9 protein-coding genes are annotated in these 16,870 nt (G+C 68.8%); 7 read left to right on the top strand and 2 right to left on the bottom strand.

Annotated features, from left to right (window positions below; all coding sequences use genetic code 11):
- Positions 1-217: 217 nt before the first annotated feature.
- The 7 genes from H536_RS0105230 to trxA all read left to right on the top strand — a co-directional run bounded on the left by H536_RS0105230 (position 218) and on the right by trxA (position 14,418).
- The gene (locus H536_RS0105230; RefSeq protein WP_244495360.1) at positions 218-2,812 is read left to right on the top strand and encodes a PAS domain-containing sensor histidine kinase; all 2,595 of its coding nucleotides are present in this window, start codon (positions 218-220) and stop codon (positions 2,810-2,812) included.
- Complete coding sequence (gene tsaE, locus H536_RS0105225; RefSeq protein ID WP_081651827.1) at positions 2,809-4,377, top strand: tRNA (adenosine(37)-N6)-threonylcarbamoyltransferase complex ATPase subunit type 1 TsaE; 1,569 nt, start codon at positions 2,809-2,811, stop codon at positions 4,375-4,377. The genes H536_RS0105230 and tsaE overlap by 4 nt, the downstream gene beginning before the upstream one ends.
- 17 nt (positions 4,378-4,394) lie before the next feature.
- Positions 4,395-5,138 carry a nucleotidyltransferase family protein gene (locus tag H536_RS0105220; protein WP_024349464.1) on the top strand — a complete coding sequence of 248 codons (744 nt, stop codon included), beginning with the start codon at positions 4,395-4,397 and terminating at the stop codon, positions 5,136-5,138.
- 153 nt (positions 5,139-5,291) lie between these two features.
- Positions 5,292-7,157 (top strand): putative bifunctional diguanylate cyclase/phosphodiesterase, encoded by a 1,866-nt coding sequence (locus H536_RS0105215; RefSeq protein ID WP_029702785.1) that lies wholly within the window; start codon positions 5,292-5,294, stop codon positions 7,155-7,157.
- Between the two features lie 128 nt (positions 7,158-7,285).
- Positions 7,286-10,417 (top strand): double-strand break repair protein AddB, encoded by a 3,132-nt coding sequence (gene addB / locus H536_RS0105210; RefSeq protein ID WP_024349462.1) that lies wholly within the window; start codon positions 7,286-7,288, stop codon positions 10,415-10,417.
- Positions 10,414-14,043: a double-strand break repair helicase AddA gene (gene addA / locus H536_RS0105205; RefSeq protein ID WP_024349461.1), complete on the top strand. Its 3,630-nt coding sequence runs from the start codon at positions 10,414-10,416 to the stop codon at positions 14,041-14,043. The genes addB and addA overlap by 4 nt, the downstream gene beginning before the upstream one ends.
- Before the next feature lie 54 nt (positions 14,044-14,097).
- Entirely contained in the window at positions 14,098-14,418 is a 321-nt protein-coding gene (gene trxA / locus H536_RS0105200; protein WP_009211089.1) for a thioredoxin, read from the top strand.
- Positions 14,419-14,513: 95 nt separating this feature from the next.
- On the opposite strand, the gene H536_RS0105195 is transcribed toward trxA, so the two are convergent.
- A complete protein-coding gene (locus H536_RS0105195) occupies positions 14,514-15,848 on the bottom strand; it encodes a bifunctional folylpolyglutamate synthase/dihydrofolate synthase (protein WP_024349460.1) in 1,335 nt (444 codons plus the stop codon).
- Between the two features lie 44 nt (positions 15,849-15,892).
- Complete coding sequence (gene accD, locus H536_RS0105190) at positions 15,893-16,837, bottom strand: acetyl-CoA carboxylase, carboxyltransferase subunit beta (protein ID WP_024349459.1); 945 nt, start codon at positions 16,835-16,837, stop codon at positions 15,893-15,895.
- Between the last annotated feature and the right edge of the window lie 33 nt (positions 16,838-16,870).

Genomic DNA, 16,870 nt, shown 5'->3' with positions numbered 1-16,870 from the left:
GTCTCGTCAGGGCACTTCCGGTGTTCTGGCTTCGGCCCCGGCTGACTGCGAATCCGACATTCGCACTGCCATTCCGGGCCACCGGCAGCGGCGGTGCGTGCGGTATGGCGCCTGCGGCCGGGACAAGGACGCCGGGATACGCTGGCTGACACGAACGGGGACTGACGGAATGAACGAGGGGTGTGGATCCGGGCGCGGCGGCGCTTTCCGGACACGAATGGATTCTTGCGACGGGCGCCGTACCGCAACGGCAGACCGGCACGCGCACACACCCGCATCGCCATCCCGGCGGCGGGCCATCGGCTCCGGCCTCGCAATCCTGGCACTGGCTCCCACGCCGGCCTCGGCCCAGCTCCTGTCGCTGGCGGGCGGCGTCGATACCATGCTGGGACCGGCCGACATTCTCTACCTGGCCCTCGTCGCCATGCTGATCGGCGCCTCGATGCTGAGCGCGGTCTTTCTGATCCGCCAGCGCGCCGCGACCGCCACAGAGAACGACATGCTGCGCGCCAGCCTCGCCGAAAGCCGGGCCGAGGCCGAAGCCCGCACCATGCTCCTGACCGCCGGCGAAGAGCGGCTTCTGGTCTATTCCGGCCCCGGCGCACCGGAAATCCTCGGTGCCCTGCCCGGTCCTGCCGGCGCCCCGGTCGAGGAAAAGCGCTTCCTGTCCTTCGGCGACTGGATGGCCGCCGACGTCGCGCTGCGGCTGCAGACCGCCATCACCGCGCTGCGCCATGACGCCGAGCCCTTCAGCATCGAGATCGACCTGCCCCATGGCCGCCTGATCGAAGCCTCGGGCAAGACCATCGGCGGCCTTGCCGTCGTCCGCTTCGTCGCCCTGGAGGGCCTGCGCGAGCGCGTCCGCGAGGCCGAGATCGCCAGCGCCGATGCGCTCGCGATGATCGAGACGATGCAGAATCTGTTCAATGCCGCGCCGATCCCGGTCTGGCTGCGCGACCGCAACGGCCGCCTCGGCTGGGTGAACAACGCCTATGCAGCTTCGGTCGACGCAAAGGAAGCTGCCGACACGCTGGAGCGGCAGGTGGAGTTCCTGTCGGAGCAGGATCGCCTGACGATCGCCGCGCGCCTGTCGGAACAGGCCGTCTTCTCCGACAAGCTCTCGACCGTGGTCGCGGCCGACCGCCGCAATTTCGCGGTGGTGGAAGCCACCGGCCCGCTCGGATCGGCCGGCCTTGCCATCGACGTGTCGGAGACCGAGCAGGTCCGCATGGAGCTGCGCCAGACGATCAACAGCCAGTCCGAGACCCTCGACCAGCTGACCACGGCGGTCGCTCGCTTCGACGACAAGACGCGCCTCACCTATCACAACGCCGCCTTCCAGCGCCTGTTCGACCTGACCAATTCCTATCTGGAATCGGAGCCCGACCATCTGGCGCTGCTCGACCATCTGCGCACCCGCGGCATCCTGCCGGTGGAGAAGCTGTTCCGCAGCGAGATCCAGGACCAGGACCTCGCCGCCTACCGGGCGACCGAGCCGACCGAGACGATGTGGCACCTCGCCGATGCCCGCACGCTGCGCGTCATCGCCACGCCGCAGCCCCAGGGCGGCGCCACCTGGATCTTCGAGGACATCACCGAGAAGCTCGATCTGGAAAGCCAGGTGAAGGCCACGGTCCAGCTGCAGCGCGAGACCATCGACTATCTGTCGGAGGCCGTCGCGGTGTTCGGCAGCGATGGTCGCCTGCGGCTGTCCAACCCGTCCTTCGCCGAGCTGTTCGGGCTCAAGCCGGACTATCTCCTGTCGCGGCCGCGCATCCACACCCTGTCGGATCTCGCCAGCGTCGCGATCCGCCGCACGATCTCCTCCGCCGACACCGATGGCACGGCGTCCGCCGTCGGCGGCTGGCCGCTGTTCTGCCAGTCGGTCACCGCCTTCGACGAAACCCGCCGCGATACCGAGACCGGCGAGATGACCCTGTCCTCCGGCCGCACCATCGCCTTCGCCATCGTGCCGCTGCCCAACGGCCAGACCATGCTGACCTTCTCCGACATCTCCGACGCGCGTCAGGCCGAACGGATGCTGCGCGAGAAGAACGAGGCCCTGGAACAGGCCAACCAGATCAAGAACGACTTCGTCCAGCACGTGAACTACGAGCTGCGTTCGCCGCTGACCAACATCATCGGCTTCTCGGCGCTGCTGCGCTCCACTGAGACCGGGCCGCTCAACGAACGCCAGAGCGAGTATCTCGACTACATCGCCGTCTCCACCAGCTCGCTCCTGACCATCGTCAACGACATTCTGGACCTCGCCACGGTCGATGCCGGCATCATGGAGCTCGACCTGTCCGAAGTGGACATCGTCAGCACCGTCGAGCACGCGGCCGACGGCATCAGGGAGCGGCTGGAGGAGGCCGAGGTCACGCTGCGGATCGACCTCGACAAGGCCGGCGAGACCTTCATGGCCGACAGCCACCGGCTCACCCAGATCCTCTTCAACCTCCTGTCGAACGCGGCGAATTTCGCACCGGCCGGGACCGCCGTCGACGTCGTCGCCACCCGCGGCCCACGCGCCATCTCCTTTGCCGTCACCGATCGCGGCCCCGGCATTCCGGCGGACCAGATCGACCGGGTCTTCGAGCGCTTCGAATCCAATCCGGCCGGCGGGCGCCATTCCGGCGCCGGGCTGGGCCTGTCCATCGTCAAGAGCTTCGTCGAACTGCATCGCGGCACGATCTGCATCCAGTCCGCGCCGGACGAGGGAACGACGGTGATCTGCGACTTCCCGCTCGACCCGGCCGCCCCGCTGCGCCACGATGGCGACGATCAGGCCTTCGAGGACGCCGCCGAATGAGCGCCACACGCCCGGCAACGATCGCGAGCGACGCGCCGGACGCGCTCGTGGAGATCGCCCGTATTCCGCTTGCCGACGAAGCCGCCACGCTGCGGCTCGGCGGCGACCTGGCGCTGGCGCTGGCGGCGGGCGACGTGGTCGCGTTGATCGGTGATCTGGGCGCCGGCAAGTCGACGCTGGCACGCGCCGCGATCCGCACCCTGGCCGACGACCCGGAGCTCGAGGTGCCGTCGCCGACCTACACGCTGGTGCAGCCCTACGAGACGAGCCCGCCGGCGGCGCATCTCGATCTCTACCGCCTGTCGGGCGACGACGAACTGGACGAGCTCGGCTTCGAGGAGATGGCGCGGGACGGCATCGTCTTCGTCGAATGGCCGCAGAACGCGCCGTCGGCGCTGGCCGCGGCCTCGGTGACAGTCACGCTGGACAATGCCCCCGGCGGCGGCCGGACCGCCCATGTGAGCGCCGATGCCGAGGCGGCGCCCCGCATCCTGCGTTCGCTGGCAATCCGCAGCTTCCTCGCCGAAGCCGGCTGCGCCGAACAGCCCCGCCGCCGCTTCAGCGGCGATGCCTCCAGCCGCCGCTACGAGACGGTGGACAGGGACGGCGAGACGCTGGTGGTCATGGACGCTCCGCGCCAGCCCGACGGCCCGCCCATCCGCGACGGCCTGCCCTACAGCCGCATCGCCCATCTCGCCGAGGACGTGGCGCCTTTCGTGGCCGTGGCCAATGCGCTGTCCGCTGTGGGCTTCGCGGCGCCGCGGATCCACCGTGCCGATCTGGACGCCGGCCTCCTGCTGATCGAGCATCTGGGTAGCGAGACCCTGCTCGACGCCGATGGGCATCCGGTCCCCGAACGCTACGAGGCTGCGGCAGCCGCGCTCGCTGCCCTGCACGGGACCCGCTGGGACCCGGTCATGCCGGTGACGGTTGGCGTTCGTCACACGGTGCCACCCTATGATCGCCGTGCCATGCGCATGGAAGTCGACCTCCTGCCCGACTGGTATCTGCCCCACGCCCGGCATCGATCGGCCAGTCCCGACGAGACGGCGCGCTTCGCGCAGATCTGGAACGGCCTCTTCGATGCGCTGGACAGCGCCGAGACCAGTCTGGTGCTGCGCGACTTCCATTCGCCAAACATCATCTGGCGCCCGGCTGAAGAGGGTCTCGCCCGGATCGGGCTCATCGACTTCCAGGACGCGCTGATCGGCCCGGCCGCCTACGATCTCGCCTCCCTGGCGCAGGATGCCCGCGTCGACGTACCGGCCGAACTCGAGGCGCGGCTCACCGCGCACTATCTCTCGCTGCGCGCCGGAGACGCGGGTTTCGACGCAGCCGGTTTCGAGCGCGCCTATGCCATCATGGCGGCCCAGCGCGGATCCAAGATCCTCGGTATTTTCGTGCGATTGCTGGAACGCGATGGCAAGCCGCAATATCTCCGTCACATCCCACGGATTAAAGCCTATCTGGCGCGCACGCTCGACCACCCGTCCCTGACAGCCCTGCGCGATCTGTACCAAGACTGGGGCGTCCTCGACGAGGCACCGACGCAGCGCCCCCTTTGAGCCCGGACAAGAGCCGCATGACCCTGTCGACCACCCCGTCCTTCAAGCCCAAGACCGCCATGGTTCTGGCCGCCGGCCTCGGCAAGCGCATGCGGCCGATCACCTCGACCATTCCCAAGCCCCTCGTCGAGATCCGGGGCAAGGCGCTGATCGATTACGGGCTCGACGCGCTGGCCCGCAACGGCGTCGAGCGCGTCGTCGTCAACGTGCATTACATGGCCGATCTGATGCGGGCGCATCTGCGCAAGCGCAAGGACATGGAGATCATCGTCTCCGACGAGCAGGACGAGTTGCTGGATTCGGGCGGCGGCATCGTCAAGGCCCTGCCGGAGCTCGGATCCGAGCCCTTCTACGTGATCAATTCCGACACGTTCTGGATCGACGGCTACCGCGACAATCTCGACCTGATGGCGCATCTGTGGAACCCGGCGCGCATGGACATGTCGCTGCTGATCGCCGACATGCAGCAGGCCACCGGCTACGACGGCAAGGGCGATTTCGTCATGGATGTCGAGGGCCGGCTGACCCGCGTCGAGGAGCGCGACATGTCGCCCTTCATCTATGCCGGCGTCGCGATCATGAAGCCCGAGATCTTCGCCGGCATGAAGCCGGAGAAATTCTCGCTGAACCGCGTTTTCGACGATCTGATCGACGCCGACCGCCTCTATGGCGTAAGGCTCGGCGGCCTGTGGATCACGGTCGGAACGCCCGGCGCCATCCCGCTTGCGGAGGCCGCCTTCATCGCCAGCGCCGCCGCCTGACAACGTGCGCAGTCATCAGCGGTTTACCGTTGCAAAACAAACAGATCGCCTCGCTGAACACTTATTTGTGTTTGCATTGCGAGGTCTGCCGTTGAGCCTTTTCTAACGCACCGGCCCGCAGTGTGCTGTCTGAGCACAGGACGGGTGGACTCGATGCGGACAGACGGTCATTTCGCGCTGCAGCAGTTGCAGACCGAAATCCTCGAGGCGATTGCCCTGGGTTCGCAATTCGACGTCATCGCCAATCTGCTGTGCACGCGCGTCGAGAGTCTGGCGCCCGGCGTGACCTGCTCCATTCTCCTCGTCGATGAGAACCGCCGGCTGCACTCGCTGGCCGCTCCGTCGCTGCCGGCGCATTACTGCAAGGCGCTGAACGGCCTGGAGATCGGGCCCGGCGTCGGCTCCTGCGGCAGCGCTGCGTTCAGGGGCGAGCCGGTCGAGGTCACCGACATCGCCACCGATCCGCTCTGGTCCAGCTTTGCCCGGCTTGCCCTGCCGCTGGGCCTGAGGGCCTGCTGGTCGAGCCCGATCTCGGATTCCTCCGGCCGCGTGGCCGCGACCTTCGCCTTCTATTATCCGGTCCAGCGCGGACCGAGCGCGTTCGAGCGCCAGATCGTCGATGCCTGCGTGCATTTGTGCACGATCTCCATCGCCCACACGCAGATGCAGCAGCACAACCATCACCTTGCCTATTTCGACCAGCTGACGAACCTGCCCAACCGCCGCTGTTTCGACGAGGCGATCACCACGCTGGCGCTCGGCGCCGCGCCGAGCTTTGCGCTGATCCTCGTCGATATCGACCATCTGAAGTCGATCAACGATTCCATGGGCCACATGGTCGGCGATCGGCTGATCCGCGAGGTCGCCCAGCGCCTGCGTGACAGCGACTCCGCGGGCGTCAGTGCCGCCTACCGGCTAAGCGGCGACGAGTTCGCGGTGGTCTGCGATCGCTGCCGGGACCATGACGAACTCGCGCAGATCGCCCATACGATCCGCCAGCGCATGAGCGCGCCCTTCGAGTGCAACGGCAACATGATGGTGCCGCAGGTGACGCTCGGCGGCGTCGTCTACGGTCCGGACGGAAGCGACGCCGAAACGCTGCGGCAGAACGCCGATTTCGCGCTCTACCATGCCAAGGAGACCAACCGCGGCAGCTACGTCGCCTTCGACGCCGGCTTGCGGACGACGATCATGCAGCGGGTCGAAACCATCCGCGAGGTGGACCAGGCGCTGTCTGAAGACCGGATCCTGACCTACTACCAGCCCGTCGTCCGGCTCGACACGGCCGAGATCGTCGGTCTCGAAGCGCTGGCGCGCATGGTCATGCCCGATGGGCGGATCGTCGCCGCGGGCGCCTTCTCGGCGGCCTTCTCCGACAACAAGGTCGCCTCGCGCATCAGCGAGCGCATGTTCGCGCAGATCGCCCGCGATCTGGCGACGTGGATCGCCCGCGGCCTGCCGATCCAGCATGTCGGCATCAATCTCGCCCCGGCCGATTTCGAATCCGGCGATCTGGAAGCGCGGTTCCTCGCTCCCTTCAAGGCGGCCGGCGTGCCGTATCATCACCTCGTCGTCGAGGTGACCGAGAACGTCTTCCTCGACGGGCTCGGCGAGGATGTCGCCAAAAGCCTGGCGCGGCTTCGCAACCTCGGCATCCTTGTCTCGCTGGACGATTTCGGCACCGGCTTTGCCTCCCTCACCCACCTGCTCAAGCTGCCCGTCGACATCATCAAGATCGACCGCTCCTTCGTTGACCAGATGCTCACCGATGCGCCGAGCAGCGCGATCGTCGAGGGGCTGATGGGCATCGCCAACAAGCTGGGGATGCGGGTCGTGGCCGAGGGGATCGAGAATGCCGGGCAGGCCGAACGGCTGAACGAGCTCGGCTATGTTCTCGGCCAAGGCTACCATTTCGCCCGCCCCGCCGATTTCAACAGCACCACCGACCTCTTGCAGCTCTTCGCCCAGCGCCAGTCGCAATCGCCGGTCGTCGCGAAGGGCTGGGCCGAGGCGTCCTGAAGCGGGCACCACGCGCCGCAAGGAACCGCCGCGAACGCCGCTCGCCCCGCTGCGAATTCCCACGCGTATTCGCGCCGCGCCGGCAACTGGCCCGTGCGAATCGTCAGGGCTTGGCCTAGACTCGGTCCATGACCGCCAACCTGTTTTCGATCCCGCCGGGACGGCCCTTCCTTGCCACGCTTGCCGAAGGCCTGCTCGAGGGTCGCATCGTGCCGTCCTTCCGCTACACGGGAGATCCAATGGCCTTGGCCGGCGCGACGATCTACGTGCCGACCCGACGCGCCGCGCGCGCGCTCGCCGGCGAATTCGCCCGGCTTCTGGGTACCGGCAGCGCCATTCTTCCGGCCATTCGGCCGATTGGCGAAAGCGACGAGGCCAGCCAGTTCGCGCCCGAGGGCGAGCGGCCGTCGCTGGAACCGACCATGGGCGAACTGGAACGGCGTCTGCAGCTCGCGCGCCTCGCCCGGCAATGGCGCTCGGTCACGCGCGGCCGTGAATTCGAGGCGCTGATCGGCGAAGAGGCCGTGTTGCCGGCCTCCGCCGCCGACGCGCTGTGGCTCGCCGCCGATCTCGGCGCGCTGCTCGACGAGGTCGAGACCGAGGGCACCAGCCTCGGCAAGCTCGCCGGCCTTGCTCCCGATGCCCTGTCCGACTGGTGGCAGCTCACCGTCACCTTCCTGTCGATCGTCACGGAGACCTGGCCGCAGGCGCTGGCCGAGGCCGGCCGGGTCAGCGAGGCGACGGCCAAGAATGTCTGGTTGCGGGCCGAGGGCGAGCGGCTGCGGCGCGATCCCGGCACCGGCCCGGTGATCCTCGCCGGTTCCACCGCCACCGCCCCCGCGACCATCGAACTGATGCACGCCATCGCCCATCTCGAGCATGGCGCCCTGGTGCTGCCCGGTCTCGACCGGCATCTCGATCCGGAGGCCTTCGCCGCAATCTCTCGCGAGGGGGCGATCTCGGCGCCCGGCCATCCGCAATACGGCCTGAAGACCATCCTTGCCCGCTTCGCCCTGCCACCGGAGGCGGTGTCGCATCTGGCCCCGAACGAAGAGCCTGTCCTCACCGCCCGCGAGGCCTTCGTCGCCGATGCGCTGCGCCCGGCCGAAACCACCCATCGCTGGCGCGAGACGGCGCGCGATCACGGCGCAGAGGCCCTGGACGGCCTCGCTCTCGTCGAGGCGAACGACGAACGCGAGGAGGCCCTCGCGATCGCCTGCGCGATGCGCGCGGCGCTGGCCGATCCGGATGCGACGACGGCGCTGATCACCCCGGACCGCAATCTCGCCCGCCGGGTCGTCTCGGAACTCGCGCGCTTCGGCATCGCCGCCAATGATTCCGGCGGCCGGCCGCTGGCGGCCACGCCGCCCGGCACGCTGCTGACCACCCTCGCCGCCGTTGCCCTGCAGCCGGGCGATCCGATCGCGCTGATCGCGCTTCTGAAGCATCCGCTGACCCGGCTCGGCATGCCGGCCGCCGAGGCCCGCCGCGCCGCCCGCGCCATCGAGATGCTGGCCCTGCGCGGTTCGGTCGGCATTCCCGACGGCGCCCGCCTCGGGACCATCGTCGCCGAGCGGCGCAGGACGCTGGAAACCGCGACCCACATGCCGCGGCCTGTCCGCATCCTGCCCGAGGCCGAGCGCGAACTGGCCCAGACCATGGCCGACCGTCTGGAGGTCGCATTGGAGCCGCTGTCGGCCCTGCGCGACGGGACCGAACGCGAGATCGCGGCCTATGCGACTGCGCTGACACGCTGTCTCGAAGCCGTGGCGGCGGATGCCGACGGGGACGCCTCCGAGGTCTATGCCGAGGAGGCCGGCCGGGCGATGGTCGAGTTCCTGAGCGACATCGTGCGGGCGCCCGACACCGGCTTTGGCTTCGCGTCCCGCGAACTCGGCGACGTCATCGACGCGCTGGTCGCCGGCGTCACGGTCAAGCCGCGCGGCGGCCTCTCCGCCCGGGCCTTCGTCTGGGGCACGCTGGAGGCGCGGCTGCAGAGCGTCGACATGGCGATCCTTGGCGGCCTCAACGAAGGCACATGGCCCGGCGGCACCAGGAGCGGCGCCTTCCTGTCGCGGCTGATGCGCCGCGAGATCGCCCTCGACCCGCCGGAGCGACGCATCGGCCTGGCCGCCCACGATTTCTGGATGGCGATGGGCGCCCGCAAGGTCGTCATCACCCGTTCGCGGCGGGCCGGCGGCGCCCCGGCGATCGCCTCGCGCTGGCTGCAACGGCTGACGACGCTGGCCGGCGAGGACGGCACGGCCCACCTGCGGGCCGCCGGCCAGACCTATCTCGACCATGCCCGCCGGCTCGACGACGCGCCCGCCGATGCCGGACCGGACATTCGCGCGGCCCGCCCCGAGCCGCGCCCGCCACTGGAGCGCCGGCCGACCTCCTATTCGATTACCGACGTCGAGACGCTGATCCGCGATCCCTACGCGATCCATGCCCGCAAGATCATGAATCTCGAACCGCTGCCCGAGCTGATGCGCGATCCGCACGCCGCCGAACGCGGCAATCTCTTCCACGACATTCTCGGCCGCTTCGTCCAGCGTGGCCACGATCCCGACGCGGGCGATGCCGAAGCGGAGATCCTCGCCATCGCCCGCGAGCGCTTCGACGAGGAGATGCTGCCGCCGGACATCGAGGCGGTGTGGTGGCCGCGCGCCGAAGCGCTGTGCGCCAACTTCATTGCCTGGGAGCGCGAGCGCGGGTCCCGTGTGGCCGCGCGCCATGCCGAGATCGGCGGCGCTTACGACTTCACCGACCTGGCGACGACGCTGCGCGGCCGGGCTGACCGCGTCGACGTCATGACCGACGGCTCGACCGAGATTCTCGACTTCAAGACCGGCACGACGCCCTCGGTCTCGCAGGCCCGCGCGCTGCTGGCCCCGCAGCTGCCGCTGGAAGGCGCCATGGCCAAGCTCGGCGCCTTTGCCGACGCCGGCACCGCCTCGGCGATTTCCGACCTCGTCTATGTCCGCCTGCGCGAACGCACGCTCTATGAGGACCATCTCGCCAGCGACGGCGGCCGCAAGGGCGAGCCCGTCGATCCCGACGCGCTCAGCGATGAAGCCCTGTCCAAGTTCCGCGGCCTGGTGGCGAATTTCCGCAACGCGGCGACCCCGTTCCGCTCGCGCACACGGCCCTTTGTCGCCGGCGATTTCTCCGGCGCCTACGATCATCTGGCCCGGGCGCAGGAATGGTCGATTGGCGCCGACGAGGGCGGCGACGGCAGCGAAGGGAGCGCGGCATGAGCGGCTTTACCGGCATTGCCGAAACGACGCGGCTGCAGGCCATCGCCGCCGATCCGGAGCGCTCGGTCTTCGTGTCGGCCAATGCCGGCTCCGGCAAGACCCATGTCCTGACCGAACGCGTCGTGCGGCTGCTCCTGTCGAAGGTGGAGCCGTCGAAGATCCTCTGCCTGACCTACACCAAGGCGGCCGCGGCCGAAATGTCGGGCCGCGTCTTTGCACGGCTGGCGAAATGGGCGACCGCCGAGGATGCCGATCTCGCGGCGGAGATCGCACGGCTCGACGACAGGCCGCCTACGCCGGAGCGGATGATCGTCGCGCGCCGGCTTTTCGCGGAAGCGCTGGAGACGCCGGGCGGGCTGAAGATCCAGACCATCCACGCCTTCTGCGAGGCGATCCTCCACCAGTTTCCGCTGGAAGCGAACGTTCCGGGGCATTTCGAGGTTCTGGACGACGCCGAGAGCATGGCGTTGCTGGCCGAAGCCCGCCGCCTGCTGATTACCGGCGCGGCGCGGAAGGCACCGGGCGAAGCCGCCTCGGCGCTGGCGGAGGCCTTTGCCTCGGCCCTCACGCTGGCCGGCGAATGGGGCCTCGACCAGCTCATCGGCGAAATCGTCAACCGGCGCGACGCCATACGGCGGCATCTCGACGAGGCCGGCGGGATCGATGCGGCGGTCGCGCTTCTGCGCCACGCCCTCGGGCTGGAGCCCGGCGAGGACGAGGCCGCGATCGTCGCTGCGGCAGACGATGCGCCCGGCTTCGACTCGGCCTTCTGCGACAGCGCCATGAGCCTTGCCGCCGCCAGTTCCAAGCCGACCGACGCCAAGTTCCACGACCGCCTGCAGGCCCTCCGGGACGCCGGGACGCCCGACGCGCGGCTCGCCGCGTTGAAGGCGCTGTGCCTGACGGCCAAGGGCACGCCCTACAAGCCATCGAGCGTAGCCACCAAGGCGGTGGCCGACGCCCTGCCCGACTTCCCCGAGCGGCTGCAGCAGCTGGCCGACCACGTCCAGGCGATCGACGAGCGCCTGGCCAGCCTGCGGCTGTTCCGCGCCAGCGCCGCGGCGCTGGTGATCGCCGACGCCTTCGAGCGCGACTACGCCATCCTCAAGCGCCGGCGCGGGCGGCTGGATTTCGAGGATCTGATCGTGCGGACCGCCGAGCTCCTGACCCGCTCGGCCGCCTCCGCCTGGGTCCATTACAAGCTCGACCAGGGCATCGATCATGTGCTGATCGACGAGGCGCAGGACACCAGTCCGCGGCAATGGCAGGTGATGCGCCAGCTGGTAGAGGAGTTCTTCGCCGGGGCCGGAGCCCGCGACGTCACCCGCACGGTCTTCGCCGTCGGCGACGAGAAGCAGTCGATCTACTCCTTCCAGGGCGCCTCGCCGCGCATGTTCGCCGACGAGCAGCGGGCCATGCGGCAGCGTGCCGAGGCCGCCGAGGCGCGTTTCGAAGAGGTGCGGCTGACCCAGTCCTTCCGCACCGCCGCCGACGTCCTGCGGGCGGTGGACACCGTCTTTGCCGACGCCGAGAACCGCAAGGGCCTGTCGTCGGGCGACGAGCCGCCGGCGCACCAAACCGCGCGGGGCGAGGCGCCGGGCCTCGTAGAGATCTGGCCGGTCTACCAGGCCGAGGAGCAGCCGCAGTCGCGCGACTGGCTGCAGGCAATCGACTACGAGCCGGCCAATTCCCCGGCCAACCGGCTGGCACGGCGGATCGCCGCCCAGATCGGCGACTGGATCGGCGACCCCATCGCCCACAAGGGCGAGGTGCGCCCGCTTGCGGCGGGTGACGTCATCGTCCTGGTGCGCAAGCGCTCCGGCTTCGTCGCCGCCATGGCCAAGGCGCTGCGCGACGCCGGCATCCCGGTCGCCGGCGCCGACCGGCTGGTCATCACCGACCATATCGCGGTGAAGGACCTGATGGCGCTCGGCCGGACGGTGGCCAATTTCGAGGACGATCTGTCCTTCGCCGCCGTCCTGAAGTCCCCCTTCTTCGATTTCACCGACGACGACCTCATGGGGCTGGCCCTGTCCCGCGAGCGCCATGAGCCGCTGTCGCTCGGCCTGCGGCGGATCTGCGGGCCGGAGGGTCTCGCCCGCGTGCCGGAATTCGTGCCCGACGAAACGACCGAGGCGTTTCTGGCCAAATGCCGCTACGCGCTGACGCGGCTCGACGAATTGCGTGCCCGTTCGGGCTTCGAGACCATCTTCGCCTTCTATGCCCGCATTCTCGGCCCCGAGGGGGGACGGGCCCGGCTGACGCGCCGGCTCGGCTCGGATTCCGGCGAGGTGATCGATGCCTTCCTCGATCTGGCGCTGGCCGACGAGGAAGCGGGCGAGCCCGGCCTCGACGCCTTCCTCGCGCGGCTGGCCGCCGCCCCGCCCTCGATCAAACGCGAGATGGAGCAGGGCCGCGGCGAGGTGCGGATCATGACCACCCACGCCTCCAAGGGGCTGGAGGCGCCGGTCGTCTTCCTCGTCGATCCCGGTTCGGCCCCGTTCAGCCACGCCCATGGCGCCCGACTGATGGAATGGCCCGACATGCCCGGTCTCGTGCCCGGCATGTCGCCGGGCTTCCTGTGGCGTGCCGCCAAGGATCTGGAGAACGACGCCATCGCCGCCCTCAAGGAGGCGGAGAAGGCGCGGGCCGAGGAGGAGTATCGCCGGCTGCTCTATGTCGGCATGACCCGCGCCGCCGACCGGCTGGTCGTGTGCGGCGTCTCGGGCGTGCGCGGCCCGAACGAGAATTCCTGGCTGCAGCGGGCCCAACTTGCCCTGTCGGCAGAGTGCCAGCCGGTGACCGACTCCGACGGCGCGACCATCGCCTGGCGCTTCGGCGCGGCCGGGAGGGGCGACAAGCTGGCTGCCGCGATCCAGCCGCAGCCCGACGCGCCCGCGCCGCTCGATCTGTCGCCGCTGCCGCCGGAAATCCTGCCGCCGCGGCCGCTGTCGCCGTCCTCTGCCGGCGAGGGCACCGAGATCGCCGAAGACGACGCGATCCCGCCCGAGGCCGCCCCGGCCTTCGTCTCGCCGGTGCTCAGCCAGACGGGCGATCCGTCCTTCGCCATCCGGCGCGGCCTTGCGGTCCACAAGCTCCTGCAGGTCTTGCCGGAGATGGCCGCGGACGCACGAGAGGCGGCCGCACGGCGCTATCTGGCGACGGCCGCGCCGGAGATGCGTCCGGGCGATCACGATGCGCTGGTGGCCTCGGCGCTGGCCGTCATGGACGATCCGGCCTTCGCCCCGATCTTCGCCGCCGGCAGCCGGGCCGAGGTGCCGGTCGCCGGCGAGATCACGCTTGCGGGCCGCAGCTACCGCGTCAACGGCACGATCGACCGTCTCGCGGTCACCGCAACGCGGGTGCTGATCGTCGACTACAAGACCAACCGGCCACCGCCCGCCTCGCTGGCGGAGGTGTCGCCGGCCTACATCATGCAGCTGGCGCTCTACCGCGAGATGCTGAAGCCGCTCTATCCGGACCGGCCGATCGAGGCGGCGCTGCTGTTCACCGAAGCGCCGCGGCTGATCGCCCTGTCGGAAGCAGTGATGGAGCAAGCGGTCGCGCGCCGCCGGGCGTCCACCCAATCGGCAACGGAGCGTCAAGAGAACGGCGCCGTCGCTTGATTTGGCGCCAAGCGACTTCTACGTAACGAGACGAACAGGATTTAGGAGCCGACCATGGCCACGACAAAGATCGACACCAGCAATTTCCAGACCGACGTCCTCGGCAGCGACAAGCCCGTCGTCGTCGATTTCTGGGCCGAGTGGTGCGGGCCCTGCAAGATGATCGCGCCAAGCCTCGAGGAAATCTCCAACGAGATGGATAATGTCCGGATCGCCAAGGTGAATATCGACGAGAACCCGGACATCGCCGCCCAGTTCGGCGTGCGTTCGATCCCGACGCTGATGATCTTCAAGAATGGCGAGCATGCCGACACGATGGTCGGCGCGCAGTCCAAGTCGAAGCTCGTCGACTGGATCAACAAGGGCGCTGCCTGAACGGCTCAGCGTCCAGCGTCATCGCGATGAATTGAAAAGGCCCGGGTCGATCGCCCGGGCCTTTTTCTTGTGATGGCCTTAAAGCACGCAGGAGTTCAGCGCGGGGCGAGACCGCTGCTGGAGAGCACGTCGCCGACCAGGTAGAGCGAACCGCAGATCAGGAAGCGCGGCGCGCGGCTGTCGTCCCAGCTGCTGGAGACCAGCCGGATCGCCTCCTCGACACTGTCGCAGGGCTCGGCGTCGAGACCCGCGTCGATCGCCGCCTCGGCCAGATCGTCGGGGTCGATGCCCGCGTCCGACGAGCCGACGGGCACGGTGAAGACATGCCGCGCAATGCCGGCAAAGGATGCGAAGAAGCCGGTCGGATCCTTGGTGTTGATCATTCCGACGATGAGGAACAGCGGCCGCGAGACCCGCTCCTCCAGATCGGCCAGCGTCTCGGCGATGGCGGCGCCCGCACCGGGATTGTGGCCGCCGTCGAGCCACAGCTCGGAGCCCGGAAACGCCGCCCGGTAGAGCGGACCCGAGGCGATCTGCTGCATCCGTCCCGGCCATTCGACATGGGAAAGACCCGCCTCGATCGCCTTGTCGGCCGGCGCGAAGCCCCCATGGCGCAAAGCGGCGATGGCGGTCGCGGCATTGGTCAGCTGATGGCGTCCCGGCAGTCGCGGCATCGGCAGGTCGAGCAGGCCGGATTCGTCCTGATAGACCAGCCGTCCATGTTCCTCGTAGGCGAAGAAGTCCTGGCCGTAGACCAGCAGCGGCGCCCCGGCGCGGTCGGCCATGGAGGTCAGCACTTCCAGCGCGATCGACTCGTTCTGCTGGCCCAGCACCACCGGCACGCCGCGCTTGATGATGCCGCCCTTCTCCGCCGCGATCAGTTCCACGCGGTCGCCGAGATAGGACTGGTGATCGAGCGAGATCGCGGTGATGACCGTGACGGCCGGCCTCTCGATGACGTTGGTGGCGTCGAAGCGACCGCCCAGCCCGACTTCCAGAAGCACCGCGTCGGCGGGATTTTCCGAAAACAGCAGGAACGTCACCGCGGTGAGAATCTCGAATACGGTGATCGGCGCACCGGCATTGGCCTTCGCCGCGCGGGCCACGGCCTCGGCCAGCATCGCGTCGTCGACCAGGGCCCCGGGCTCGCCCTTGCGGCCGATGCGGTAGCGCTCGTGCCAGTTGACGAGATGCGGCGAGGTATGGGCGTGGACCGCCTGCCCGTCGGCCTCCAGAATGGCCCGGCAGAACGCCGTGACGGAGCCCTTGCCGTTGGTGCCGGCAATGTGGATCTGAGGCGGCAGCTTGCGCTGCGGCTCACCGAGTTCGGTCAGAAGCCGGCGGATGCGGTCGAGCGACAGGTCGAAGCCCTTCGGATGCTTCAGCATCAGGGCGTCGATTTCGGCGGCGGCCAGCGAGGTCGTTGTCATCGGAAAGAATTACGCCAGTGCGGGGAGCGATGCAAAAAGGTCGCTCAGCCCGCGGCCTGCGATTCCGGCGCCTGGACTGGCTCGGACCCCATGGCCTCGACCGGCTCGGCCACGACCGCCTCCTCCTCGACGGCCTCGGCCGGCTGCCTGGTCAGCAGCTTCAGGAGATTGGCGATGGTCGGGCGCAATTCGTGGCGATGCACGACCATGTCGACCATGCCATGGGCCATCAGATACTCGGCGCGCTGGAAGCCCTCGGGCAGCTTTTCGCGGATCGTTTGCTCGATGACGCGGGCGCCGGCAAAACCGATCACCGCGCCCGGCTCGGCAATGTGGACATCGCCCAGCATCGCATAGGAAGCCGACACGCCGCCGGCCGTCGGATTGGTCAGGACGACCATATAGGGCAGTCCCGCCTCCTTGAGCATCTCAACCGCCACCGTGGTGCGCGGCAGCTGCATCAGCGACAGGATGCCCTCCTGCATGCGCGCGCCGCCGGAGGCCGCGAACAGTACCACCGGGCGTCGCTCGGCGATGGCGGTCTCGAAGCCCTTGATGATCGCCTCGCCGGCGGCCATGCCGAGCGAGCCGCCCATGAAGGCGAAATCCTGGACGATGGCCATCACCGGCACGCCCTCGAGGCTGCCGCGCGCCGCCAGCACGGCGTCGTCCATCTCGGCCTTCGCCTTGTATTCCTTCAGCCGGTCGACATAGCGCTTGGAGTCGCGGAACTTCAGCGGATCGACCGCGACCTTCGGCAGTTCGATCGTCTCGAAGGCGCCGTCATCGAAGAACGCCTTCAGCCGGTCGCGTGCCCGGATGCGCATGTGGAAGCCGGAGGACGGCACCACCCACTGATTGGCTTCCAGATCCTTGTGGAAGACCATCTCGCCGGTCTCTGGACATTTGATCCAGAGGTTTTCGGGCACTTCGCGCGTGGCGAGGAGGCTCGAGATCTTCGGGCGAACGTAGTTGGTGATCCAGTTCAAGGCACTTGTCCCGTGGCAAAATCGGTCCGGCAG

The sequence above is a fragment of the Aurantimonas coralicida DSM 14790 genome, from assembly GCF_000421645.1.
GTDB lineage: Bacteria > Pseudomonadota > Alphaproteobacteria > Rhizobiales > Rhizobiaceae > Aurantimonas > Aurantimonas coralicida.
This window is presented reverse-complemented; position numbering and strand designations above follow the sequence as displayed.